Here is a 25283-nt window from a genome sequence, read left to right as displayed (position 1 = left end):
TAAATATAATTTTGTTATTTAATTATTATTTAGTTAGTAGTAAATTCAAAATAGTAGCGACAAAATCATGACAATTCTATAATTAAACATTAAAAATAGAAAAAATACCGTATAATGTGTGCGAGGTGTTTTATATGTTAAATGAAGCTAAATCATTTATTCAAACAATGTATAAAGAATTAAATTATAACGAAAATACTATTTTAAAACGAATTAATCAGATAGAAACACAAATAAACTTAACTGGTACGTATAAACATACTAATGAGGAACTTGTATATGGTGCTAAGATGGCTTGGAGAAATTCAAATCGTTGTATAGGCCGTGCATTCTGGGACTCATTAACCGTCAATGATGCAAGACATATCCAGACTGAACAAGAATTTTTAGATGCAATAGAAAATCATATTCAATTCGCTACAAATGGAGGGAAAATAAAACCATGTATCACTATTTTTGATGCTCAACATCCTCCAAAAATATATAATAATCAACTTATCAGATATGCAGGTTATGAAGACGTAGGTGACCCTTCCGAACTAAAAATCACACAATTAGCCGAACATTTAGGTTGGCAAGGCAAACATACAGATTTTGACATTTTACCTTTAATTTATAAAATTCCTGGTGAATCGTTAAAGTTTTACAATTATCAACCTGAAATGATAAAAGAAGTGCCTATTACCCATGATCGTTTTCCAAAATTAGAAAAGCTTGGGCTAAAATGGTATGCCGTACCAATTATATCTAACATGGACTTAAAAATTGGTGGAATCACATATCCAACCGCGCCGTTCAACGGCTGGTACATGGTAAATGAAATTGCGGTGCGAAATTTTACTGATTCATATCGCTACAATTTACTAGAAACCGTTGCAGAAGCTTTTGAATTTGATACACTAAAGAATAATTCTTTTAACAAAGATAGAACGTTAGTCGAATTGAATTATGCAGTATATCATTCTTTTAAAAATGAAGGCGTATCAATGGTTGATCATCTAACTGCGTCAAAACAATTTGAAAGATTTGAAAAAAACGAACGGAAAAATGGAAGAGATGTAACCGGAAAATGGTCTTGGTTGGCACCATCTTTATCTCCAACTTTAGTATCTAATTACCATCACGGGTATAAAAATGAGATGAAAGAACCGAATTTCTTTTATAAAAAACAATCATCTGTTTCTGGGTGTCCTTTCCATTAATTTTTAACACATATATACAAGGGGTAACGTCACATGAAATTATATTATTTAGGTCCAAAAGGAACATTTTCATATTTAGCGGCAAAACAATATCTATCAGAATCTGAGTTCGAATATACGTCTAAATCTAATTTGTATGAAGTCGTTACTGCTGTCTCAGAAGATAATCATAGTATTGCTGTCGTGCCCATCGAAAATTCAATTGAAGGTACAATCAATATTGTTGCCGATGCCTTAACACAACAAAATATTTATGCACAGGGAGAAATACATTTAGATATACAATTTGCTTTATATGGCCCTGAAAATGCAACAGTCAATGATATATCAAAAGTTTATTCAATAAGCCCAGCAATTAGTCAAACGAGCCAATATATACAACAACATAAGTTCACATATGATTATGTAGATAGCACGATACAAAGTTTAGAAAAAATAACCAACCAAGTGGGTGCAATCGCACCTTTAGGTAGTGGGGAAACTTATGGCTTTCAACCTATAGAACAAAACATTCAAGACTTCCCTCACAATGTCACACGTTTTTTAGTCGTAAGTAACCAGCCACAACATTCGGACAATGCTAGTGACACAATGTTACTCATTACACCACAATTTGATAAACCAGGCTTACTTGCAAGTATTTTAAACACTTTTGTGCTTTTTAACATCAACTTATCTTGGATTGAGTCTAGACCTTTAAAAACACAGCTGGGCATGTATCATTTTTTCGTCCAAGCAGATACTGGTTTAACAGAAGCGTTATCGAAAGTCATTAAAATCTTGAACACTTTAGATTTTCAAGTTACAATCATTGGATCTTTCAATAAGTTAAATCACGATTAATCAGAAAGTAAAATTCAAAAACTTATCATGATATGATACTTCAAAAATAATAGAGCCTGAGACATTTAATTGTCTCGGGCTCTATTATTTTTGATTTATTTTAATGGTAATGGTTTGGTAATATCTATACCTAATACTGGTGGTACTAAGAAATAAACTACTAACACAATAACAATAATACTCAACAGGTTAACCCAAAATCCAACTGACGCCATTTTTTTAATGCTAATCCTTCCAGTTCCAAATACAATAGCATTTGGTGGTGTGCCAACTGGTAACATATAAGCACAATTAGCGGCCATAGCAGCAGGTACCATGAGTAGTAGAGGATGTACATTAACTGCAACTGAAAGTGTTGCAAGTATAGGTAAAATCATAGTCGCAGTAGCTGTATTCGAAGTTATTTCTGTTAAAAACAACACAAATATTGTAATGACAAGAACGATAATTAATGGACTAACGCCTTCAATCAACTTTAATTGTTCACCTAACCATTTCGCTAAGCCACTCTCTGAGATACCTTTAGCAAGTGCCAAACCTCCACCAAATAAAATGAGTACGCCCCATGGCAAGTCTTTGGCAACATTCCAATCAATAATTCGCGTATGTTGTTCTTTATTTTTAGCCGGTATTAAAAATAATAATACAGCTATAAACATGGCAATTGTACCGTCTGCCACTTCTGAGGTGAACGACCAATTTTTCAATAAGAATTCTCTACTAATCCATAACAAACTTGCTAATATAAAAATTGCTTGTACCACTTTTTCTTCGTATTTCATCTTTCCTAATTCATCTAATTTTTTCCTAATTAAGTTCTGACCGCCTGGCAGTTCTTTCATATCATGTTTAAATGCAACATAACGTAGATACAACCATACTAAAATCAATAGTACAATGACTGTAGGTACGCCAATGACCATCCATTTAGCAAAGCTTATTTCCTCACCAAATGCAGATTGATATTGGCCTTTAAGGATAATAAGTGGAGGCGTTCCGATCAAAGTTCCTAAACCACCAATGGTTCCTGCATACCCAATGGCTAACACTAGCGATTGTTCAAATTTACTGATGCTTGTAGCATTCATTTCTTCCCCTTTTAAATCATTTGCTTCTTTAATAATCGCTAAACCTATCGGTATCATAATCATCACAGCTGCAGTATTAGAAACAAACATAGATAAGAATCCTGTCGCTATCATAAAACCTAATAAAATCTTTCCAGTACTTGTACCTAGAATACTAATGATTGTTAAGGCAACACGTGTATGTAAATTCCATCTTTCCATAGCAATAGCTAATATAAATCCACCTAAAAATAGAAAAATAATATCATTACCATATTGAGCAGATACTTCTTCTGGGCTAAGTACATGTCCAACAGGCAATAAAATTAATGGCAACAAACTAGTTGCAGCAATTGGTATTGCTTCAGTAATCCACCAAATAGCGATCCAAATAGTAATCGCTAATACAAAAACGCCTTTATACGATAAATTTTCAGGTTCAAAAGTTAACAATGTCAAAATAAATAGTAGTGGCCCTAAAATCAACCCTGTAAGCTGTCCTGCATTATAAGATTTATTTTTTTTAGAAAAAAATGTTAAATACTGCGAACGCCTATATTCCCCTTTGTTTATATTATTCATAATGATTCCCCCCGATTTCAATTACTTTCTGAATTTTCTTACTTTATTACTCTTTAACATAATATAATTTCTATTAAATTACAATATGTTTTATATTGTGTTTTAATTCAGAACTACTAAAATAAAGAATCATTATTTTATATTTATTTTTTTAACGCTTATATTTTCCTGATTTGAGAGATACAAATCTTCTATATCTTTTAAATAAAGTCTTTGCTGCTTATTGTCATAATAATTCTGTGCTATAAATATATTGTTGTGTTTTACGTTATTATAGCTTTGCACTCGAATGGCATCTTTAGACATATGACCTATAAAGTGATTATGATAAATATTTAAATTACTTCCAGATTGCGTTGGTCTTGCCTTACCTGTGAGATCTTGTGCATTTTTTCCATCTTTCACTGCTAAAAATCGAATCCCTCCTCCACAATTTTTAAATATATTATCATGGATAAAAGTATCTTTTGATTTTAAAGGTGTCAGTGCGTATTGGTTGATACCTTCAAATGTATTAAAACGAATGTGTATATTTTCGTAAAATTGATTAAATCTACTCGCATGAGATCCAATTGCTCTATTCCAAGCACCCATCGTTGGTGTCTTTGAATTTCCAAAATAACAATTTTCAATTATTACATTTTTAGTTATCGTACCATCCGTGGCACCAAATTTTGGGAAAGCACCTTTTACTTGTATATCAATTTGTACCGCTTCTGAAAATAACCTTTCTCCTTTATCGTCTTTAAATCCTAAAAATTCGCAACCATTTATATATAGGCCATTAATGCCGCATGCATCTATTGCATGACCTCCAACAACATCTTTAAATGTTACACCTAAAATTTGAATATTTTGAGCATGCCCCATGCACATTGCTGTATTGTTATATGGATACTCATAACCATTCATATCCAATGTTCCACCAGCAATGCAGATTTCACTATTACCTTCATATCCATAATAAGATTTCAGCCATCTACCATTTTTCAATAAAGTATCTTTGCCTACTCTTTTTAATACTGCTTCGTCGTCCATTATCAAAGTAGTTGAATCATATATTACCAACGGTCTACGAATATGATACTCTCCCTTGGGAATATAAATTGTTGTGTTTTTGTGTTTTCTAGCGTATTTTAACGCTTTTTGAATCGCGCGTGTATCTGCCCATCTATGCTTACCTTTTAGGCCGAACTGCATTGCATTAATTATCATTAGTAATTCTTCCTCCTCACTTAATACTTTATAATAAACTAATAGTTCGTTTTTCAAACGCTTTAAATGCACCTTTAATGATTTATGTACTTAGTATATAATAACTATAATCTTAATTTTGGGAGTGTTACATTAGATGAAAAATAGCGCGCTTATTATTGTTGACTATTCAAATGATTTTGTTGCTGATAATGGTAAATTAACTTGTGGCCTTCCGGGTCAACAAATTGAAAGTTATATTGTTGAAAGAATTGAAGCATATAATAAAAAACAGGCTAATATCTTTTTTCTTATGGATTTACATTATGAAGAAAATAGCTATCATCCAGAAAACAATCTTTTTCCACCTCATAATATAATTGATACCACTGGAAGAGAACTTTACGGTAAAGTAAATGATATTTTTCAAAATATCTTATTTAATGATCATGTGCATTATTTAGATAAAACACGTTATGATTCATTTTGTGGTACGCCCTTAGACATTATGTTACGTGAACGCAACATTACGCATTTAGAAATTGTTGGTGTATGTACAGATATTTGCGTGCTGCACACCGCAATCACTGCTTACAATTTGGGATATGCTATTTCAATTTCTCATAAGGGTGTCGCTTCTTTTAATCCAACAGGGCATCAATGGGCATTAGATCATTTTAAAAATTCATTAGGTGCTGAAGTAGAATAACAATAGAAAATCATGATAAAATAAAATTAAATAAAAAATTAAGGAGAATTAAAACATGGCAAAAACTTATATTTTCGGTCATAAAAATCCAGATACAGATGCAATCTCATCAGCTATTATTATGGCAGATTTTGAACAACAAACAGGAAATACAGACGCAACACCTTATCGTTTAGGCGAAGTAGGACCTGAAACTCAATATGCATTAAATCATTTTAATGTAGACACACCAGAATTACTTAGTGATGATTTAAATAATCAAAATGTTATCTTAGTTGACCATAATGAATTCCAACAAAGTGCTGATACAATTGATAAGTCATCAATTCAACATGTCGTTGACCATCATAGAATTTCAAACTTTGAAACTGCAGGACCATTATATTACCGTGCTGAGCCAGTAGGTTGTACTGCAACAATCTTATACAAAATGTACAAAGAACGTGGTTTTGAAATCAAACCTGAAATTGCTGGTTTAATGATTTCTGCTATCATTTCAGATAGCTTACTATTTAAATCACCAACTTGTACACAAGAAGATATTGACGCTGCTGAAGCTTTAAAATCAATTGCAGATGTTGACTTAGAATCTTATGGTTTAGAAATGTTAAAAGCAGGTGCTTCAACAACTGACAAAACTGCATCTGAGCTATTAAATATGGATGCAAAATCATTTAATATGGGTGACTATATTACACGTATCGGTCAAGTTAATACCGTAGATATTGATGAAGTATTCCAACGTCAAGAAGAGTTAGAAAAAGCAATGTTAGAAGTAAGTACAAATGAAAAATATGATTTATTTGTACTGCTTGTAACTGATATCATCAACAGTGATTCTAAAATTTTAGTTGTTGGTGCTGAAAAAGATAAAGTAGGCAACGCATTCAACGTTAAACTAGACAATAATACTGCATTTTTACCAGGTGTTGTATCTCGTAAAAAACAAGTTGTACCACAAATTACAGAAGCTTTAAGCTAATCTCATACTTTATCAATATATAACACTATATAGTAAAAACTTAAATAGTTTACTATATAGAAAAACTGGGACATAATAATAATTATGTTCCAGTTTTTTTATCCATCTTTTTAAACTATCTAAATCATCAATATACTAGGAGGAATAATATTTGAATTCAATAGAACAATCTTTCCACAATAGTAAACAATATTTTAATACTCATGAAACCAAATCACTTAAATTTAGAAAAAAACAACTCAAACAGTTAAGTAAGAGTATTAAAAATTATGAAAATGACTTACTTGAAGCTTTTCAAAAAGATTTAGGTAAAAATAAAGTAGAAGCCTACGCAACTGAGATTGGCTTTACATTAAAAAATATTAAATCAGCTCGTAAAGAACTAAAAAATTGGGCCAAAACCAAACAAGTCAATACACCCTTATTTATGTTTCCTACCAAAAGTTACATTATGAAAGAACCTTATGGCACAGTGCTAATTATTGGACCTTTTAATTATCCATTCCAATTGTTAATAGAACCGTTGATTGGTGCAATTGCTGCAGGAAACACTATAATACTAAAACCCTCTGAATTCACACCGAATGTATCTGATGTCATACAGCAAATCATTTCCGACGCCTTTGATCCTGAGTATATTAATATCATTCAAGGAAATGCTGATACAACTCAGTCTTTACTTCATTTACCTTTTGATTATATTTTCTTCACAGGTAGTGAGCAAGTTGGACGCATCGTATATAGTGCTGCAAGCAAAAACTTAACGCCTGTAACTTTAGAATTAGGTGGAAAGTCACCTGCAATCATTGACGAAAGTGCAAATATTAAAGTTGCAAGTGAACGTATTTGTTTTGGTAAGTTTACAAATGCTGGACAAACTTGTGTTGCACCGGATTACTTACTGGTAAATCGTAAAGTAAAAGATGAGCTCATCAGTGCATTAAAAAAGACAATAACTGAATTTTATGGTACAAATATTCAAGATAGTCCAGACTTTGGACGTATTGTAAACAAAAAACATTATCACCGTTTAAATGAATTGTTAAATATTCATCACCCTGAGATTACTTTTGGTGGTCAAACTGATATTGATGAAAATTTTATTGCACCTACTATCTTAGACGGTACTACTTTCGATTCAAAAATTATGGAAAATGAAATTTTCGGACCAATTTTACCTATTATAGCTTACGATGATTTTGACGAAGCAATTGATTTAATACGTACTAAACCTAAACCACTTAGCCTTTATTTATTTAGTGAAGATGAAAACAGTTCAGAGAGAATACTAAATGAATTATCCTTTGGTGGTGGTGCAATCAATGATACCTTAATGCATTTAGCAAACCCTAATTTACCTTTTGGTGGTGTTGGTGCTTCCGGTATAGGAAAATACCATGGAAAATATTCTTTTGATACTTTTAGTCATGATAAATCATATATTTTTAAATCTACAAGGTTGGAATCAAGCCTATTGTTCCCTCCTTACAAAGGAAAATTTAAATATATTAAAGCATTCTTCAACAAATAATATTTTAATATAGTAAATCCCGAAAACTAAGCTAAGTTTTCGGGATTTTTATCATTTATTTTATTTTAAAAACTGAACACAAACACCTTCTGGTGCATTTTTGTTGTCATCTGCTTTCTCTAATTTTCCAGTAACTTTGTCTCTCTTAAATACAACAACTTCATAATCACCCTCTTGGTGGGCGCAAACTAAGAAGTCATCTGATCCAGTAATATTAAAATCACGAGGAAATGCTCCTCCACTTGCCACTATATCTACGAGTGAAATTGTTGAGCCATTGTCTCCAAGTTTGAAGATAGCAATACTATCATGTCCTCTATTACTAATATATAAGAACTTTTGATCGTGAGATAATCTTACTGCAGCTAACTTGGTTGCACCTTCAAAATTTTCGGGTATTGTTGCATGGCGCTCAATTTCTGAGAATTCACCATTTTCGTATTCCATAACACTTACAATATTTGATAATTCGTGTACAACATAAGCGATTTTCCCATTTTCATGGAAAGCAATATGCCGTGGTCCATCTCCTGGCTCAAAGTCATATACTGCATATTCACTGTATCCATTATCTCCAAATTCATACGTTACAATCTTATCTGTCCCTAAATCCATAGCCACCACATATTTTTCATCTGGTGTTATACCAAGGTAATGGACATGAGGTTGTTCTTGTCTTTCTAAAGGACCTGTTGGGTAATCATGTGTTAACTCTTGAATTAAACGAATAACTTCACCAGTAGTCGGATTCGCTTCATAAATACGAGCCAGTCCTGCACCATAAACTGCTTCAAAAATGTATTTTCCATTTGGCGAAACTGAAACATAACATCCGCTACCTTTTGTTGAAGCTAAACATTTATTAATAAAGCTAATTTTGCCATCTTGGTCTATTTTAAAACTTGCGATACCACAGTCTTCGCCTTCACGTGTGACAGCATATAAAAATGAGTCATGCTGATTCACGTATGTTGATGCTTCTAATTCATAACCTGTTTCTACCTCAACAATCGTTCCTGTTTGTTCATCTAATTCGAAACGGTAAATGCCCTTCCCCTCTTTTTTCGTATATGAACCGATATATCCTACTGTAGTCATGTAAACCCCTCCATATAATGATACTTTCATTTTAATAAATATTAATGCTAAATGACAATATAATGGTTTTAGTGCTAATACGCGATTATACATCATCTCATTGTAACCTATATGACAAAAATAACTTTTACTTTTATTAAACTAATTTATCTTAATTAAACATATCATTTTCTAGCTTTCACTTTAATTATTATCTGCTTTCTTTTATAAATCAGGTCAGTTTTCAGACGTTACGCTAACATTTTATTAAATATTGAAAAATAACTTGCAATAATGCGAACAAATGTTCTATTATTGAATTGAGGTGATTAGATGCTTTCAAATGAATATAATAATAAAGAAACTGATTATAGAAAAATACCTAGGGAAAAATTAAATCCTAATATTCCACAAGGACGCGGAATGGTTAAGTGGGCACCATTTGCAACGTTACCCGAACAATTTGAGGCAGTACAACAACATATCATTGATCAAAATAAAATTGACCGTCCTATTTTATCAGACGATCAATTAAATGAACTTAATATTCAACTACATCAAGCACTACATGCAAATATACCAGTGGATATCGAATATTATAAGAATGGTTGGCTAGAATATATCACATTGGAAATTAAAAATATTGATATGCTTCATATGTACTTAGAGGGATATCCACTTGCCAATTCAAACACAATAAAGCTATCACTTTTTGATATCACAAACATAAACCTAAAGCATCAATCAACATCGTACTAAAAGTCAGTTATTGCACACATGTCATTCGCAGTCTTTCGACTGCATAAGCCTCCGTAGCATCTGCTTTCGGCAGTTCTTTTACTTTGGTTCGCAGTCTTCCGACTGCATAAGCCTCCGTAGCATCTGCTTTCGGCAGATGAACGGAGGCTAAAAAAATAGAACACTTAAAAGTGTTCTATCAGTAATTAATTATTAGATTCGATGTCTGAAACGATTTCTTTTGTTTTATTTTCGATATCTTCAAAGTCTTTTTTGAAGATATAAGCGAATACAACAGCACCTATTCCTGCTGCTAACGATACAGTAAGAATTGTACCGAATACAAATTTAAATAAACCTTTAATAAAATTCCACATTCTGTTTCACCTCAATAATTTATTAACATGTCTAACAATTATGATAGCATACTTAAAGACATCAATAAATATATACCCTTTTTCAAATAAATTATTCTAAGGATTCATAATATAAAATTACATTATAAATATACTAAATAACCATTATAACTTAAATAGTTTGAAAAGAATTGGAATTTAATAACCATTTGAAGTAAACATGATACTACTATAAAATAATCATTAGATATTAATTACCCCACCAAGTTGATAGAGCATCTCTTAATTGTCCATAGTAATTTAACATAATCATCACCTCATTCAACTAAATTAAGATTTAGTTTTAAAAGTTAATTTTATGATAACTTCCACAGAACAGTAATACAATTAACATGACGTTACAATGAGATAACATTATTGTAAGGTTACACTTAACATAGGAGTTTTTTTATGCAAAAAGTACAATCAGATATTTTAACGCACCGAGGATCACATTTTGATTTAGGCGTCAAAACTGCTAAATGGATGCAGCAAACACCAATGCTAAAAAATAGAGAAAAAGAATGGAAAAAACGCATGCCTAGATTTGATATAAATATTAAAGAAACATATGAAATTTTCCAAATATATGCCCCACAAATTTGGGAAGAAATAAAAGGTATGCAAGAAGTTTTGAATCTCCCTACCAAACAAATGATATTAAACTTCGGACATTACCGTTTTACACCATTAAAAAATAGCGGTTGCACTGTCTTTTTAGGAAATGATTACATGGTACGCAATTACGACTACCATCCTGCCACTTATGATGGACGATATTTATTATTTCAACCAAATGATGGTGGTTTAGCACAGGTTGGGCCAACTTCGCGTGTAACTGGAAGAATGGATGGAATGAACGAAGCTGGGCTGTCTATGGGTTACAATTTCATGCACCGTAAACATCCTGGAGACGGTTTTGTATGTTATATGATAGGTAGAATTATTCTACAGTATTGTAAAACTGTACCAGAAGCAATACAACTATTAAAGGAAATCCCACATAGAAGTTCATTTAGCTACATTGTTATGGATAAAAATCTAGATCATGCAATTATTGAAGTTACACCCCGTTCAATTAACGTGCGCTATGACCAAACTTGTACGAATCACTTTAAATTATTAACACATGAAAATAGAAATTATACAGCAGAATCAGAAGCGCGTTTAGAACGGCTTATTAAACATAAACCAGCACACCTAAATAAAGCAGAAGCTTTTAAATTATTTAATAACCCTCAATATAACATTTATAGCAAGCTTTTTAGAAGTTGGTCAGGAACAATACATACGAGTATGTATGAACCACAGACTTTAACTGCATATATTGCAATCGGTGAAAATAAACATCCGACTAAAATAAACTTTGCAAACTGGCTTAATGGACAAGCTTTATCTACAGACACACTTTTTGGTCAATTAGATACCGAATTAACCTTTGCAACTTATTAGACTATACAAAAGGAGTGAAACAGAGATCTAATTTTATTAAAAAGATTTTATTGTCTCTCTCCTAGCAATGATGATTAAAATCGAAAAAAGTACAAAATGAGTACCTGGTCTGAATCTTATACATAAGGCTCACTAACAATATGAAAAAATCTGGGACGAGTCAATGATGTCCCAGATTCTATAAAAGTAATTAATCAATCACTATATCTCCGTCAGTGGTATATAACTCTAAAATATTATCCCCATTTCCTATTTTTTGATTCACAAAATGCTTATTGTTAACTTTTTCATCTCCATGAAATGGATATAACTTTAGAAGTGTATTTTTCGGCGCCGCTTTATAACTAATATTAATATCACCTTTTTTAGCAGAAGCCTTAAAATTTGAATCGATTTCTGTATTAGATAAGTTTATGCTTCCATTATTTACTAATAACACAGACGCTTGGATAAGAGTATTTTCACTATTTATTCTGGCATTTTCAGTTTTAATATTAGCATTATTTATTTCACTATTTTTAAACGTTATAGCTGAATTTAGTCCTTTATACCTTAACTTTTCAAACTTAGATTCATTTACAAACACCTTACCTCCATTTTTATGCTTTTTTGAAAAATCTGCATCATTTACATTTAATTGTTTAACCGTTATAGTGTTATATTTACTTGAAACATGCAGTTCATTTAATTTTTCTTCAGGTAAAGTGATAATTAAGTTATCCTCAAAGTTTCTAAAAGGATTGTAATTTAAACCATAATGGTTTTCTAGTTTTTCAGTCTCTTTAACTTTCAACGTTTTATCATGATTGCTAATATCAAGATTTCTTTTACCTTTATATCTCACTGACGTTTTATCTCCAGCTTTAATTAAAACTTTACAATTTTCAGTTAAAACATCTAAATTTTTAATATCTTTAGAATCTAATACTTTATTAACACTATTTAATTTTTCATTTTGCTTTTCAAAACCGAACCATGTAACACTTCCTAAAAGAAAGCACGTTATAAATAAAGTTAATCCACCTAAAAATAACCGCTTCATAAATCTACACTTCCTTTAATTGTTCGGATATTCCATCTTAAATATTTTAAAATTAAACGATAAACAAGTTGAGCTAGTTTAGCTATAATTACAAATAAAACAATACCTAACCCTGTAAAAGAAAAAGCAAAAAAATAATTACTTATCGCAAGACTAATCATGTGATTCAATAATCCATGAACAATTAACAATATAGGGCTAATAGTTAAGAAAAACGCAACGAGTAATAAGCCACACATAAATACAGCTAATATTACCATAGGTATCAAAATAATAATTAATGACAAAATCCCCATACCTAGAGAAGCCATTATTGCTCTGACAATATTTTTAGTACTTGGTCTATATTCGGCAGATACAATAGCATTTTTTGCCATTATCTGTTTACCAATCTGCTTTGGCGATTCTAAAGCTCCAATGATTTGGTATTCATTTTTCCCATTGTTTTCTTGTTCAAAAAAATACTGCTCATATTCATACATCACTTTATCTCGTTCGTTTCGAGGTAGGTTTTCTAATTCTTGTTCTAACGCATTTAAAAATGTGATTTTATCCAAGTTATCTACCGCCATTCAAATTGTAAGATTTCATCGATTTCTATTTCAATTCAAAACATGGCAAACCGATAAGGCATGTCATTACCAAATTTAATAATACAAATTTCAACGCTCTAATTTCATCATTTCTATGTATAACAAACACTTTAATATATTCATCATCTAAATGTTGCGTTAAGATTATTAAGTAAACATAATCTAACATATCAAAGATTCAATGATTAAATATAATAAATTTAATGTTTAAATATTATTAGTTAAAAACTAATATCAAAAAGTTATGTAATCCAATGTTGTTTTACACTATTCATACTAAATTAATATAGCATAATCATTTAGTATTTTCATTTAAAACAAATATTAAAACTTATTACTTTTCTAAGTATTAAAAATTTTCTTTCATTAAAAATTGTTGCTATAATAATAGCTAATAAATTAAAGGGGGAAAAATAATGACAAGTTTAGAAACTTATTTCAAAAACAGTCAGCCACTTGATCAGTACATTGAGGATATGACTGAAAACCAAGAAAATTTACTTACAATTTATAAATCATTCTCACTTCCTCAAGATGATGAACGTCTTGAAAAAATCAAATCTTTACCTTACAGCAAAGTGCTTGTAATAACAGAAGATTGGTGCGGAGATGCTATGATGAATCTTCCTATTCTAAAACATATTAGTGAAGCATTACACTTGGAAGTCAGAGTATTCCATCGCGATGAAAATACTGATTTAATAGATCAATACTTAACAAATGGCACGGCTAGATCTATTCCAATATTTGTCTTTCTAAATGATGATTTTGAACAACAAACTGTTTGGGGACCTCGTGCTAGACAAGTCCAAAACTTTGTAGATGACACGCGCTCAAAATTACCTGAAAAAGACGACCCTACATTTAAAGACAAATCAGCAGAAACACACACAATTATTGCAAATCGTTACAAAACAGACTCACAAATGTGGAAACATGTTTACGATTCAATCTTAGATAAATTAATCACTAAATAATTAAACACGTATGAATTGGATGAGCTTTACTACAATTCATACGTGTTTTTATTGAAGTTTAATTTCTACTATTAAATATCTTTTTTAGATGCATAGAATAGATTAATAATAAATAAAATAACAATTGAAGCTGAGGTAATAAACCATTGCCAATTACTGAATGTATAATCTCCAGAAGTCGTTTTCGATGTTAAATAACTAAATGGAATATATTTTAATGAGTCTTGTATGTTATCTCCAATTTTTGGAATCATTGGTAAGAAAGGCTCTGCAAAAGGCACAATCAATACTAAGAAAATTCCTAATGTGAAAATAAGCGCTGTTTTAGGCACTACTAATGCAAATAAATATAATAGTAATCCAAAGAATAAATGGAACATTAGGAAAAACCATAGTAATTCAAAAATTTTATCCATTTTAATATTTTTACCATCTACAATACCTTGAACAATTAAAACAAATGCAACAAGAATAGCTGTTATTAATATAGCAATTAGTATAATAGAAACAACTTTTGCAACAACATAACCCACACGACTCGATGTTTTATTCATATATAATTGAATCGTACCTTGAGAAATATCACGTGTAATTGTTTTAATTACAAAAAGTAGACCCATAATAGAAAAGAACCAACTACCAATTGAAAGTAATGTATTACCATTCATTTCATCAGATTGTTGAACAAATAAAATTGTAAATCCAATCATTGGTAAAATCGTCAATAATAATGCTAAGTAAGTTAAAGGACTTTTAAATATACTAATCAAGTCATATTTTACGAGTTGTATACTGTTCATTATTGGCCACCTTTCTGATTGATATTAAAGTACGTATCACGTAACGAACTTTTACGTGTTTCAATAAATTCAGGAAAAATTTCTTTACTTGCTAACCCTCGTAATATGTCTTTATAGCTTTTTTGAGCCTTTAATATAACTTCTCCTGTTTCTTTTTGAGACTGTATAACATCAAAATGTTCATTTAAATAAGCTAATCCTGCCTCAAAGTCACCTGCTTCAAGATTCAATACCGTAGAATCTGTTGGAGCACCTTCTTTCATATCAACATCTTGTACAAATGTTCCATCTCTTAAAAAGACTGCTCTATCACAAATTAACTCTATGTCTTCAAGTTTATGACTTGAAATCAAGATTTTCATATCTAGTTCTTGAACAAGTGATTGTATCGTTTTTAAAACATCAATTGAACCGTCAGGATCCATTCCATTTGTTGGTTCATCTAAAATTAAATATTTGGGCTTATTCATTAAAGACACTGCAATAGCTAACTTTTGTTTCATACCCATTGAATATTTTTTAATTTTCTTTTTTATATAACCGCGCATTCCAAATGCATCGATAATTTGATCAGCATACTTTTTATCAAATCCTTTTCCTAACACATTTGCAAAAAGCTTCAAGTTATATAAGCCAGATTTATTATCGTATAATTTAGGATGCTCAATTAAATAACCTACGTTTTCTTTATTACTTAGTTGAACTTCACCTTTATAATTTACAATGTTGCCATTCATCACTTTCATTAAAGTGGTTTTACCCACTCCATTTTTACCTATTAAACCAACAATTTGACTATGGCCAAAATCAAAATCAATATGGTCTAATACGTTATTACTACCATATGTTTTAGTAATTTGTTTTAACTGCATAATGCGCCTCCTTTAATGTTAATTTAGCTTTCTATATTGAATGATATAATTTATTCCTAAAAATATAACACTTAGTGACAAAAAGCCATAGTTAAAGAAATTTTTAAAATATCTTAAATGTTCAAAGTCATAATCAAATAGTAATGAACAACCGATAATGATAATTGCAATGACAAACGGTAAGAAAATTAACATCCCTAGCACGTAAGGAATAAATGAAATATATTCTGCCTTTTGTTCTGTATAACGCTTAAAGCCTAATGGTATGGCAAAGAAGTTGATGGCAATATAAGAAAATGGCAATGTGAAGTTAATGTTAATTGTATTATTTGTATAGTTATCATTGGAAATACCATATAAAGATAAAATGCCTGCACCAATAAAAGTAAATACCAAAACAGTTATATAGTTCGCATTTAATAAAGATAATTTAGAAACCGGTAAACTAGCAAAAAAGTCATAGGATTGTTTGTGTCCTAGCTTTTTATTAAAACGAAAAACATGTCCTGAATCTAAAACTGAAATAACTACCAGTACCATAACAAGTGCAGAATAAATCACTTTATTCATCAAGGTGTCATGATTCAAAATTAATTGTAAAGGCGAAATAACAAGTAAAACTGCATATAAAACAATCGTCCATTTACGTAACTTAAGGTTTCGAATAAGTAAATTTTTCATCTTATACCTCCCGCGTTGTTAATTATTAGAAAGGCCCTAATCATTCTTTTGGGTACCTTTTTCGAGGTAAACCATTAAGTCTTCAATTGTTGGACTAGTGATTGCAACGGCGTTTCCAAATATTTCATAAAACACATTGGCTTGAGTTGTTAGTGCAGTATAACCCGTTTTATTACTTTCAAAGTATTGAGTTAATTGCCTTAACTCTTCATCAATTTGATCGGAATCACCTTTGACAATTTTAAACTGATTTAAAAGTTTATCTAAAAAATCATTCAAAACAACTTCTCCATCTTTAATATAGACTAAATAATCAGCAATTTTTTCCAAATCAGAAATAATATGTGTTGATAAAAAAACAGTCTTTTTCTCATCAATAAGTTCTTTTTGAATGATATCTAAAACTTCATTTCTAACAATAGGATCTAGGCCTGAAGTAGGTTCATCTAAAATAAATAATTCCGCTTGATGGCTAAATGCAATTGCAATAGATAACTTCATCTTCATTCCTGTTGAAAATGTTTTAATCTTTTTATTAAAAGGTAAACCAAACAACTCAACATAATGTTTAAAAATATCATGACTCCAATAACTATAAAATGGCGCAATATAACTTTCTGTTTTCTTTATTGTCCATTTATCATTAAGATATAACTCAGAATAAATAAAACCAATTTTATCTTTTATTGCTACAGCATTATTTTTCATTTTTTGGTTAAAAACGAATATTTCACCATCATTAGGTTCAATTAAATCCATGATTAACCTGATAATTGTCGTTTTACCAACACCATTTGCTCCGATAAAACCAGTTACAAATCCTTGAGGGACTTTAAATGAAATATCATTTAATTGAAATTCTTTAAAATGATAATTAATGTTTTTCAATTCTATTGCATTCATTCGTCGTCCTCCTCATAAATCAACGCTAATATTTCTTGTAACTCTGACAAAGTCATCCCAATGGTCTTGGCTTCTTTACTCATTGATTTAGCTAAGGATTCTATAACTATAAATTGTTTTTCTTTTAAAATTGAACTGTCCTGCTCCTTCACAAATGTACCTTTTCCTCTTATAGTAAAAACAAAACCATCTTTTTCTAAATCTTCGTAGGCACGTTTTGTGGTGATTACACTGACACTTAAATCCTGTGCTAATTCTCTCATTGAAGGCAAATGTTCTCCAGGAGCAACGTATCCTTTTAAAATGTTCTCTTTTACTTGTTGTTTGATTTGCTCATAAATCGGCCTTTCACTACTATTTTTTAAAAGTATTTTCATTAACGTCCTCCCTCATAACTGTATATACACAATATATACAATATATACACACTTGTAAAGTCAAAATTTCATTTTAAATAAAAATTTACAGTGATTGAAAATTTTGTTTTAAATATTAAAACCAATAACTATATCGTTTAAAATAAAAAAGGCTAACCCACATAAAAAATGGGTAGCCTTACTCTTAGTAAGAAAGAAATTGTTGTCTCTATCTTACTATTTATTTCCTTTTATGATTTTGGTTATTTCTTTTGCGTCTATCATTACTTCTATTTATAAATGCACATATCATAAACATAATTGCTGCAATTAATAATTTTATGCCTGAATTTTCATGACCAGTAGCTTGCAAATAATAACCAACGACAAACAATACAATAGCAATAACCACAAATATTTTTGTTAAATGCTTCACTATACTCACCTCAAATAATTATATTGTATCAAAATTCACTCGCAATTTCTAAAACTCATTCGTATTATTTCTATTTAAATTTATTATTTTATTAATTTCCATTACACGCAATAGAATATATTGTTTGCAGTTTATACTTGGTGGTGCTAAAATATAATTGTATCCACGAATTATACTACACAACCCCAAGTCTGCGCTATCAGACTTGGGGTTTTTTGTGTAAGGCCACCTATTTGTCTTTCCACTTATCTTCTAACCAAACACGGAATACAACAAGTAAGCCACCTGTTATTAAAGTTACTAAAATTTCTTGCCACCACGTAATCATACTACACCCCCCACAAAAAAAGTACCATGTAGGATTTTGATGGCCTATCTATATTCTAACATAAAACAGAACACATGTTCGTATAAAATGACCATAAATTTATATTTTTCTTATAAAATGTTTACAACGCTTTAATTTTGACTGATTTCAAGATAATATAGTTATATCATTTAAAAAGTAAAGAGAGGTTAACAAACTATGAATCCTTTAGCTTTAGATTTAAACGAACAATTATCTAAATCCAATCCAGAAATCGCAGATATGCTCTCAGACTTGGGCAAATTAATGTATTATCCAAAGGGCATTCTATCACAATCTGCAGAAGCAAAAGCTACTAAATATAATGCCACGATTGGTATGGCAACATATAAAGATAGTAAAATGTATGCTGAAACGTTAAATGATATGTTCAATTATTTAGAACCAAATGACATCTTTCCGTACGCACCTCCTCAAGGTTTAGAAGCACTTCGCGATTTATGGCAACAAAAAATGTTGAAAGACAATCCTGATTTAACTGCGAATCACATGACAAGACCTATTGTTACGAATGCATTGACACATGGTCTATCTATTGTGGGAGATATGTTTGTTGATAGCGGAGACACAATTTTACTACCATCACATAATTGGGGTAACTATAAATTAGTATATAGTACAAGACATAGTGCTGAAATTGAAACATATGATATCTTCGATGAGCATGGACATTTTACCACTGAACAACTTGTTCATACTTTAGAACAATATAACAAAGATAAAGTTATTTTAATCCTAAATTATCCTAATAACCCAACTGGCTATACGCCTACTAAAGATGAAGTAGCCGTTATTGTCGATGCTATCAAATCACTTGCAGAGCGTGGCACTAATGTTATTGCATTAATAGACGACGCTTACTATGGTTTATTCTATGAAGATGTTTACACGCAATCTCTATTTACTGCATTAACAAATTTACATTTGCCTAATTTATTACCTATCCGCTTAGATGGAGCTACTAAAGAATTCTTTGCATGGGGGTTACGTGTTGGATTTATTAGTTTTGGTGTGAACGATCCTATTACAAAACAAGTCTTAGAAGCCAAAGTAAAAGGGTTAATTAGAAGTAATATTTCTAGTGGACCAATGCCTTCTCAAAGTGCAGTTAAATATGTACTTGAAAACCATGATCAATTTGACAAAGAGATTCAAAAGAATATAGATACATTAAATGCAAGATACCAAACTACAAAATCTGTTGTTTATGACGAAAAATATTCAACATATTGGCAACCCTATGATTTTAACTCTGGATACTTTATGGCGCTTAAAGTTAAAAATGTTAATCCAGAACAGTTACGTAAGCATTTAATCGAAAATTATTCTATTGGTGTAATTGCATTAAATGATTCTGACATTAGAATTGCTTTTAGTTGTGTAGAAAAAGATGATATCCCTCATGTCTTTGATTCAATAGCTAAAGCCATTTCTGATTTACAAAATGTATAAAAAAGTCACTGGGACATAAAGTTCTTGGACAAGTAAAAAAGGGCAATTTCTATTGAAATCATATAGAAATTGCCCTTTTCAATATTGTATTAATTATAGTTTGCTCATTGAGCTACTACCTAGTTTGATATAGAGCCTTGTTTTTTAAAGTATTTTAATGTGGAATTACATGTGAATAAGTTGTATTTTAGCGAGACGCTTGGGGGAACAAGATAAGCTGAAGATCACAGGATGAAGCTGCCCCCCCTAAGAAAGCGAGTCAACAATACGAAATACTGAAGAATAAAGAAGCACGCAGATGGATTAAATTATATCATTAAATCATCTGCGTGCTATTTTTCTAGGATTTATATATCAGTATCTATTTAATTTATTGTTGTTGTTTTAAAACACGAGACATTTCTTCAATTTTACCAGCATGTAAAGGAATATGAATGGCATTTAATACCAACAATTCGTCTAACGTATTACAACCTGCAATGGTTTCAGTTAATTCTGCTTGTAGTTCTTCATCTGAAATTTTTTGAGCACGCTCTGGTAAGGTTTGTAAATCGTTCAAGATTTCATCTATTTTTGGTACTGTTTCATCTCCCCAATTTTCTGGTGAGGATCCATAACCAAATAAACGCGTGTATTTCTCTACATCTACTGTATTTTTATCATATAAAGATAATGCAGATTCAAATATAGTTAAAACATGACCATATTGCCAATGTATTGTATTTGGGAATAAATCAATTTTATCGTCCAATACTTGATCATTACTCCAATTATCATAACCTGAAATTAAATAATTAACACCCATATCAATAACATCATATACTGATTTCTTTGTCATAATTTAATCCCCTCCACTCTTCAAATATCGTGCAACTTAAATATAATGTGGCTATAAAAACGTACATCCACTCTCTACCCTTTTATTTAATACTTATTCACATAAGTAAAATTATTATAAACAATGTATATTTTAATTATTAATATCTAGTCCATCGATTCAAAATTTAGATATAATTTATAATCAAAAAGCATACACTGACACCTTTTTATTATCACTAGTAAATCTTCAGTTTAATAACACGTTTGTTTTGCTTTAACTTATACTATGATATATATAAAAGACGTTTCTCAAAAAATTTGTTTAAATGAGAAACGTCCATGAGTATCTTCTATAAAGTTTGTTTTTAATTTTTATATTATTTCGTCATATCAATCAACTAAATATTGATGTGATAAATATTTTACATCATGCCTGGCATGCCACCCATACCTGGTTGTGGTTCATTGTTATTTTCTTCAGGAATATTGGCAACAACTGCTTCTGTTGTTAAGAACATAGCTGCAACACTTGCTGCGTGTTGAAGTGATGAGCGTGTTACTTTAGTTGGATCTACAATACCAGCTTCAAGCATATTCACCCATTCATTAGTAGCAGCATTAAAGCCAACGCCTACTTCTGAATTTTTAAGTCTTTCAACTATAATTGAGCCTTCTAAGCCAGCATTTTCTGCTATTTGACGTACAGGTGCTTCTAGAGCTTTTAAGACGATATTAACCCCTGTAGCTACGTCGCCTTCAGCTTCAATTTTTGATACTTCATCAAAAATGTTCATAAATGCTGTACCACCGCCTGCTACAATTCCTTCTTCAACGGCAGCTCTTGTAGAGTTTAAAGCATCTTCAATACGTAATTTACGCTCTTTTAACTCTGTTTCACTTGCTGCACCAACTTTAATTACTGCAACACCGCCTGCTAATTTCGCTAAGCGTTCCTGTAATTTTTCTCTATCAAAATCAGAATCAGTTTCATCAATTTGTGCTTTGATTTGACTTACTCTTGCATCGATATTGTTTTGATCACCATCACCATCGACAACTGTAGTATTGTCTTTAGTAATTTCAGCTTTATTAGCAGTACCAAGCATATCAATTGTTGCATCTTTAAGTTCTAAGCCTAAATCGTCAGTAATCACTTGTGCACCTGTTAAAATTGCTAAATCTTCTAACATTGCTTTGCGACGATCGCCAAATCCAGGCGCTTTTACTGCAACTGCTGTAAACGTGCCACGCATACGGTTTAATACTATATTTGTTAATGCATCGCCTTCAACATCGTCAGCTACTATTAAAATTGGACGGTTAGCTTGAACTACTTGTTCCAATAACGGTAAAATATCTTGGAAAGATGAAATCTTTTTATCTGTAATTAAAATATATGGTCTTTCTAACTCTGCAACCATTTTATCTGAATCTGTGACCATATATGGAGATTGATAACCTCTGTCGAATTGCATACCTTCTACAACTTCTAATTCGGTATTAAAGCCACTTGATTCTTCAATTGTAATCACACCATCATTTCCAACTTTTTCCATTGCTTCAGAAATATATTTACCAATTTCTTCATCAGCTGCTGAAATAGAACCAACTTGTGCTATTTCATTTTTATTATCTACATTTTGTGAAATTTCATGTAAAGCTTCAATCGCTACTTCTACAGCTTTGTCAATACCTTGACGTAGTCCAACTGGATTAGCACCGCTTGTAACATTTTTCAAACCTTCTTGAATCATTGCTTGTGCTAATACAGTAGCTGTAGTTGTACCGTCTCCAGCGATTTCATTTGTCTTGTTCGCTACTTCTTGTACTAATTTAGCACCCATATTTTCATAAGGATCTTCTAATTCAATTTCTTTTGCAATTGTTACACCGTCATTAGTAATTAATGGTGAAGTGTATTCTTTATCTAATACAACATTACGTCCTTTAGGACCAATTGTAACTTTGACAGCATTTGCTAATTTATCTACACCTCTTAGCATAGATTGACGTGCATCTTCAGAGAACTTTAAATCTTTAGCCATATTTCTTAACCTCCATGTTGTTAGTATATTTTATCGTAGTTATAATTTTTATTATTCAATAATTGCTAAAATATCATCTTCGTTTAGAATTAAATATGTTTCGTCTCCACGTTTAACTTCTGTGCCAGCGTATTGTTGAAAAACAACGTTGTCGCCTTCATTCACTTCAGGAGCAACTCGAGAACCATCTTTTAAAATACGTCCTGCACCTACTGCAATTATCGTACCTTCATTTGACTTCTCTTTAGCGCTATCTGTTAATACAATACCACTTTTTGTTGTTTGCTCTTGTTCTATTTTTTGAATAATTACTCGGTTACCTAATGGTTTTAACATTGATTGTTCCTCCTTAGAATTGGAAATCTTTAGCACTTTATTACCTTGAGTGCTAATCTATTTTCTATAATAATCAAAGTTGGTCAATATTTCAAGTTAAAACCATCGTTGTATATTTTGTGTATGAACATAATTTACGCTAAAATAAGATATAAACTATTTTTGGAGGTTCATTATGTCTCGTTTGTGGGTATCCATATTGACATTAGTTATTTATGGTCTAGCACAATATGGTGTTTTATTTTTACATATGGCTGGTTTTTTCAGCAATTTAAGTGGTAAATCGTTAATGTTTACCAATATTTATACACAAGTGATTTTATTTATAATTGCATCCATCATTATCATTATAATCAATAATTTCATTGCTAATCCAACACAATTAGAACAACAAACAAAAGAGAAGAAACGCTACGCAATACTATGGGCATTCGTTGGATATGTTAGTGTTATGGTTTATCAAATCATTGCTAATTTAATTAATATGTTTGTATTAGGTGGACCGCAATCAAGTCCAAATACAGAAAGGTTAATGAAAGTCGCTCAAGATATACCTGTCTTCATTATTTTAATTTCAATTGTAGGCCCAATTCTTGAAGAATATGTGTTTAGAAAAGTTATCTTTGGTGAGTTATATCAACTTATGAAAGGTAATAAGACCCTAAAATTCATTGTAGCTTCGGTAGTAAGTTCTATTATATTTAGTGCTGCACATGGTGACCCAGCTTTCTTCATCATTTACTTTGGTATGGGAATGATTTTTTCAGGATTATATGCATTTACTAAGCGCATATGGGTTCCTATTGCTGTACATATGATGCAAAATGGTTTTGTAGTAATTATTCAAGTTTTAATTGGACCAGAAAAAATAAAAGAGTTACAAGAAACTACTTCATTTATTTTTAATCTTATTGTTTAACTAACATTTTATTATAAAATATGAAAATAGTTACATTCTCAAAATAAAGGGTTAATCCATCTTATGAAATGGATTAACCCTTTTTTATTTTAGTTATTCATTATTTTTGTTTTTACGATGAACAAAGTAACCAACTACGACACCTACAAAGATAATAAAAATAGCTGTTATTAAAGCAAATAATATACGTTCAAATTTTATATCAATAGTATTTTTTGAATCTTTATCTGCAGTTTCAGTCATTTCTTCATCGCCACTAGAGTGATACTCATATTTACCTGTAGCACTTTCCGTTTTGGGATTTTTCAAATCTGGCATAGAACCAATTTCACCTGTAATCAAAGCTAAAACTTGATTATCTAAATTTTTATAATAATCCTGCGATTTTAATGGGTTAAAATACTGAAATTTAAAATAATTCGTTCCTTTCTGTAACTCATTTAAAAAAGCATTATCATCAAATCGTTGTGGTCTTAATATGGATAAAATTTCTCTATTAGAAATTTTTTCTTCACCATTGTTTAATTGTTTTACTTGGTTTACAACAAAAGGATTATATTTAAATGAACCGGTAGACATTTGGTTAAATCTATTTAAAATTTGACGGTCACTTTTTGTATGCGTCGACGCTTGATTTGTATCTTCTTTAACTGCTAAATCTCCATAATTAAAATCACTTTGATATTTATTTGATTGTGCATTTTCACTTGATCCTTTTAAGTTCGGACGCGCAGAATATGATGGTTTGATTGGTTTTGTTGGTTGATAAGCATCTCCATTACCACTCTCATGATTTCCATTACTTGGTGTATTGGGATAATGAGAGTTTGACGGTGGTGTCAAATTAGGTCGGTCAGGCTTTGTCGGTGTTCCTGTACCTCCATTTGAACCGGTTGTATTTCCATCACTAGGT

Annotated in this window: 27 protein-coding genes; 10 read left to right on the top strand and 17 right to left on the bottom strand. The window is 30.9% G+C overall.

Annotated elements, in window-relative coordinates; translation table 11 throughout:
• Positions 1-134: 134 nt before the first annotated feature.
• Positions 135-1202 carry a nitric oxide synthase oxygenase gene (locus tag KA830_RS10620; RefSeq protein WP_046207977.1) on the top strand — a complete coding sequence of 356 codons (1068 nt, stop codon included), beginning with the start codon at positions 135-137 and terminating at the stop codon, positions 1200-1202.
• 33 nt (positions 1203-1235) lie between these two features.
• Complete coding sequence (locus KA830_RS10615; protein ID WP_046207978.1) at positions 1236-2045, top strand: prephenate dehydratase; 810 nt, start codon at positions 1236-1238, stop codon at positions 2043-2045.
• Between the two features lie 95 nt (positions 2046-2140).
• On the opposite strand, the gene KA830_RS10610 is transcribed toward KA830_RS10615, so the two are convergent.
• Both KA830_RS10610 and KA830_RS10605 read right to left on the bottom strand, forming a co-directional pair.
• Positions 2141-3694 carry an SLC13 family permease gene (locus KA830_RS10610; protein WP_046207979.1) on the bottom strand — a complete coding sequence of 518 codons (1554 nt, stop codon included), beginning with the start codon at positions 3692-3694 and terminating at the stop codon, positions 2141-2143.
• A gap of 132 nt (positions 3695-3826) precedes the next feature.
• On the bottom strand, positions 3827-4909 hold the full coding sequence (locus KA830_RS10605) for a glycosyl hydrolase family 28-related protein (RefSeq protein ID WP_046207980.1): 1083 nt from the start codon (positions 4907-4909) through the stop codon (positions 3827-3829).
• A gap of 136 nt (positions 4910-5045) precedes the next feature.
• On the opposite strand from KA830_RS10605, the gene KA830_RS10600 reads away from it, so the two are divergent.
• The 3 genes from KA830_RS10600 to KA830_RS10590 all read left to right on the top strand — a co-directional run bounded on the left by KA830_RS10600 (position 5046) and on the right by KA830_RS10590 (position 8110).
• Entirely contained in the window at positions 5046-5597 is a 552-nt protein-coding gene (locus KA830_RS10600; protein ID WP_070039281.1) for a cysteine hydrolase family protein, read from the top strand.
• Positions 5598-5652: 55 nt separating this feature from the next.
• The gene (locus tag KA830_RS10595) at positions 5653-6579 is read left to right on the top strand and encodes a manganese-dependent inorganic pyrophosphatase (protein ID WP_046207982.1); all 927 of its coding nucleotides are present in this window, start codon (positions 5653-5655) and stop codon (positions 6577-6579) included.
• A 151-nt stretch (positions 6580-6730) separates the two neighbouring features.
• A complete protein-coding gene (locus tag KA830_RS10590) occupies positions 6731-8110 on the top strand; it encodes an aldehyde dehydrogenase (protein ID WP_046207983.1) in 1380 nt (459 codons plus the stop codon).
• A 60-nt stretch (positions 8111-8170) separates the two neighbouring features.
• Here the strand turns inward: KA830_RS10590 and pglS are convergent, their stop codons facing one another.
• Complete coding sequence (gene pglS, locus KA830_RS10585; RefSeq protein ID WP_046207984.1) at positions 8171-9208, bottom strand: 6-phosphogluconolactonase; 1038 nt, start codon at positions 9206-9208, stop codon at positions 8171-8173.
• A 312-nt stretch (positions 9209-9520) separates the two neighbouring features.
• Between pglS and KA830_RS10580 the strand changes: the two genes are divergently transcribed.
• The gene (locus KA830_RS10580; protein WP_204180468.1) at positions 9521-9946 is read left to right on the top strand and encodes a YolD-like family protein; all 426 of its coding nucleotides are present in this window, start codon (positions 9521-9523) and stop codon (positions 9944-9946) included.
• A 185-nt stretch (positions 9947-10131) separates the two neighbouring features.
• On the opposite strand, the gene KA830_RS10575 is transcribed toward KA830_RS10580, so the two are convergent.
• On the bottom strand, positions 10132-10302 hold the full coding sequence (locus tag KA830_RS10575) for a hypothetical protein (protein WP_019469577.1): 171 nt from the start codon (positions 10300-10302) through the stop codon (positions 10132-10134).
• A 429-nt stretch (positions 10303-10731) separates the two neighbouring features.
• On the opposite strand from KA830_RS10575, the gene KA830_RS10570 reads away from it, so the two are divergent.
• On the top strand, positions 10732-11772 hold the full coding sequence (locus tag KA830_RS10570; protein ID WP_046207986.1) for a C45 family autoproteolytic acyltransferase/hydrolase: 1041 nt from the start codon (positions 10732-10734) through the stop codon (positions 11770-11772).
• Positions 11773-11962: 190 nt separating this feature from the next.
• Here the strand turns inward: KA830_RS10570 and KA830_RS10565 are convergent, their stop codons facing one another.
• Positions 11963-12814 carry a DUF4097 family beta strand repeat-containing protein gene (locus tag KA830_RS10565; RefSeq protein ID WP_046207987.1) on the bottom strand — a complete coding sequence of 284 codons (852 nt, stop codon included), beginning with the start codon at positions 12812-12814 and terminating at the stop codon, positions 11963-11965.
• Positions 12811-13371: an HAAS signaling domain-containing protein gene (locus KA830_RS10560; RefSeq protein WP_064209733.1), complete on the bottom strand. Its 561-nt coding sequence runs from the start codon at positions 13369-13371 to the stop codon at positions 12811-12813. Before KA830_RS10560 ends, KA830_RS10565 begins: the two co-directional genes overlap by 4 nt.
• Before the next feature lie 452 nt (positions 13372-13823).
• On the opposite strand from KA830_RS10560, the gene KA830_RS10555 reads away from it, so the two are divergent.
• Positions 13824-14384, top strand: coding sequence for a thioredoxin family protein (locus KA830_RS10555; protein WP_064209734.1), 561 nt, complete (start codon positions 13824-13826; stop codon positions 14382-14384).
• A 71-nt stretch (positions 14385-14455) separates the two neighbouring features.
• Here KA830_RS10555 and pmtD read toward each other — a convergent pair whose 3' ends face one another.
• From pmtD to KA830_RS13735, 7 genes are all read right to left on the bottom strand, one after another.
• Positions 14456-15184, bottom strand: coding sequence for a phenol-soluble modulin export ABC transporter permease subunit PmtD (gene pmtD, locus KA830_RS10550; protein WP_046207990.1), 729 nt, complete (start codon positions 15182-15184; stop codon positions 14456-14458).
• Complete coding sequence (gene pmtC / locus KA830_RS10545; protein ID WP_046207991.1) at positions 15184-16056, bottom strand: phenol-soluble modulin export ABC transporter ATP-binding protein PmtC; 873 nt, start codon at positions 16054-16056, stop codon at positions 15184-15186. Before pmtC ends, pmtD begins: the two co-directional genes overlap by 1 nt.
• Positions 16057-16074: 18 nt before the next feature.
• Positions 16075-16737, bottom strand: a complete 663-nt coding sequence (gene pmtB, locus KA830_RS10540; protein WP_070039275.1) for a phenol-soluble modulin export ABC transporter permease subunit PmtB — start codon at positions 16735-16737, stop codon at positions 16075-16077.
• 36 nt (positions 16738-16773) lie between these two features.
• On the bottom strand, positions 16774-17640 hold the full coding sequence (gene pmtA / locus KA830_RS10535; RefSeq protein ID WP_046207993.1) for a phenol-soluble modulin export ABC transporter ATP-binding protein PmtA: 867 nt from the start codon (positions 17638-17640) through the stop codon (positions 16774-16776).
• Entirely contained in the window at positions 17637-18017 is a 381-nt protein-coding gene (pmtR, locus tag KA830_RS10530; protein WP_046207994.1) for a PSM export ABC transporter transcriptional regulator PmtR, read from the bottom strand. The genes pmtA and pmtR overlap by 4 nt, the downstream gene beginning before the upstream one ends.
• Before the next feature lie 220 nt (positions 18018-18237).
• On the bottom strand, positions 18238-18432 hold the full coding sequence (locus tag KA830_RS10525; protein ID WP_046207995.1) for an SE1626 family protein: 195 nt from the start codon (positions 18430-18432) through the stop codon (positions 18238-18240).
• A gap of 229 nt (positions 18433-18661) precedes the next feature.
• Positions 18662-18757, bottom strand: coding sequence for a Trp-rich small protein (locus tag KA830_RS13735; RefSeq protein WP_225309943.1), 96 nt, complete (start codon positions 18755-18757; stop codon positions 18662-18664).
• A gap of 201 nt (positions 18758-18958) precedes the next feature.
• Between KA830_RS13735 and KA830_RS10520 the strand changes: the two genes are divergently transcribed.
• On the top strand, positions 18959-20251 hold the full coding sequence (locus tag KA830_RS10520; RefSeq protein ID WP_204180469.1) for an aminotransferase class I/II-fold pyridoxal phosphate-dependent enzyme: 1293 nt from the start codon (positions 18959-18961) through the stop codon (positions 20249-20251).
• Positions 20252-20621: 370 nt separating this feature from the next.
• On the opposite strand, the gene KA830_RS10515 is transcribed toward KA830_RS10520, so the two are convergent.
• From KA830_RS10515 to groES, 3 genes are all read right to left on the bottom strand, one after another.
• The gene (locus KA830_RS10515; protein WP_064209736.1) at positions 20622-21089 is read right to left on the bottom strand and encodes a bacillithiol transferase BstA; all 468 of its coding nucleotides are present in this window, start codon (positions 21087-21089) and stop codon (positions 20622-20624) included.
• Between the two features lie 403 nt (positions 21090-21492).
• Complete coding sequence (gene groL, locus KA830_RS10510) at positions 21493-23115, bottom strand: chaperonin GroEL (RefSeq protein ID WP_046207998.1); 1623 nt, start codon at positions 23113-23115, stop codon at positions 21493-21495.
• 51 nt (positions 23116-23166) lie between these two features.
• Complete coding sequence (gene groES / locus KA830_RS10505) at positions 23167-23451, bottom strand: co-chaperone GroES (protein ID WP_019469562.1); 285 nt, start codon at positions 23449-23451, stop codon at positions 23167-23169.
• A gap of 175 nt (positions 23452-23626) precedes the next feature.
• Here groES and mroQ point away from each other — a divergent pair, with 175 nt between their 5' ends.
• The gene (gene mroQ, locus KA830_RS10500) at positions 23627-24370 is read left to right on the top strand and encodes an intramembrane glutamic endopeptidase MroQ (RefSeq protein ID WP_064209758.1); all 744 of its coding nucleotides are present in this window, start codon (positions 23627-23629) and stop codon (positions 24368-24370) included.
• A 93-nt stretch (positions 24371-24463) separates the two neighbouring features.
• Here the strand turns inward: mroQ and KA830_RS10495 are convergent.
• Positions 24464-25283, bottom strand: an 820-nt coding sequence (locus KA830_RS10495; RefSeq protein ID WP_245335772.1) for an SdrH family protein, incomplete at its 5' end; no start/stop codon positions are given.

The sequence above is a fragment of the Staphylococcus sp. GDY8P119P genome (assembly GCF_017892075.1).
Lineage (GTDB): Bacteria > Bacillota > Bacilli > Staphylococcales > Staphylococcaceae > Staphylococcus > Staphylococcus ureilyticus.
The sequence above is the reverse complement of the archived record's forward strand: the minus strand, read 5'-3'. Positions and strand labels throughout refer to the sequence as shown.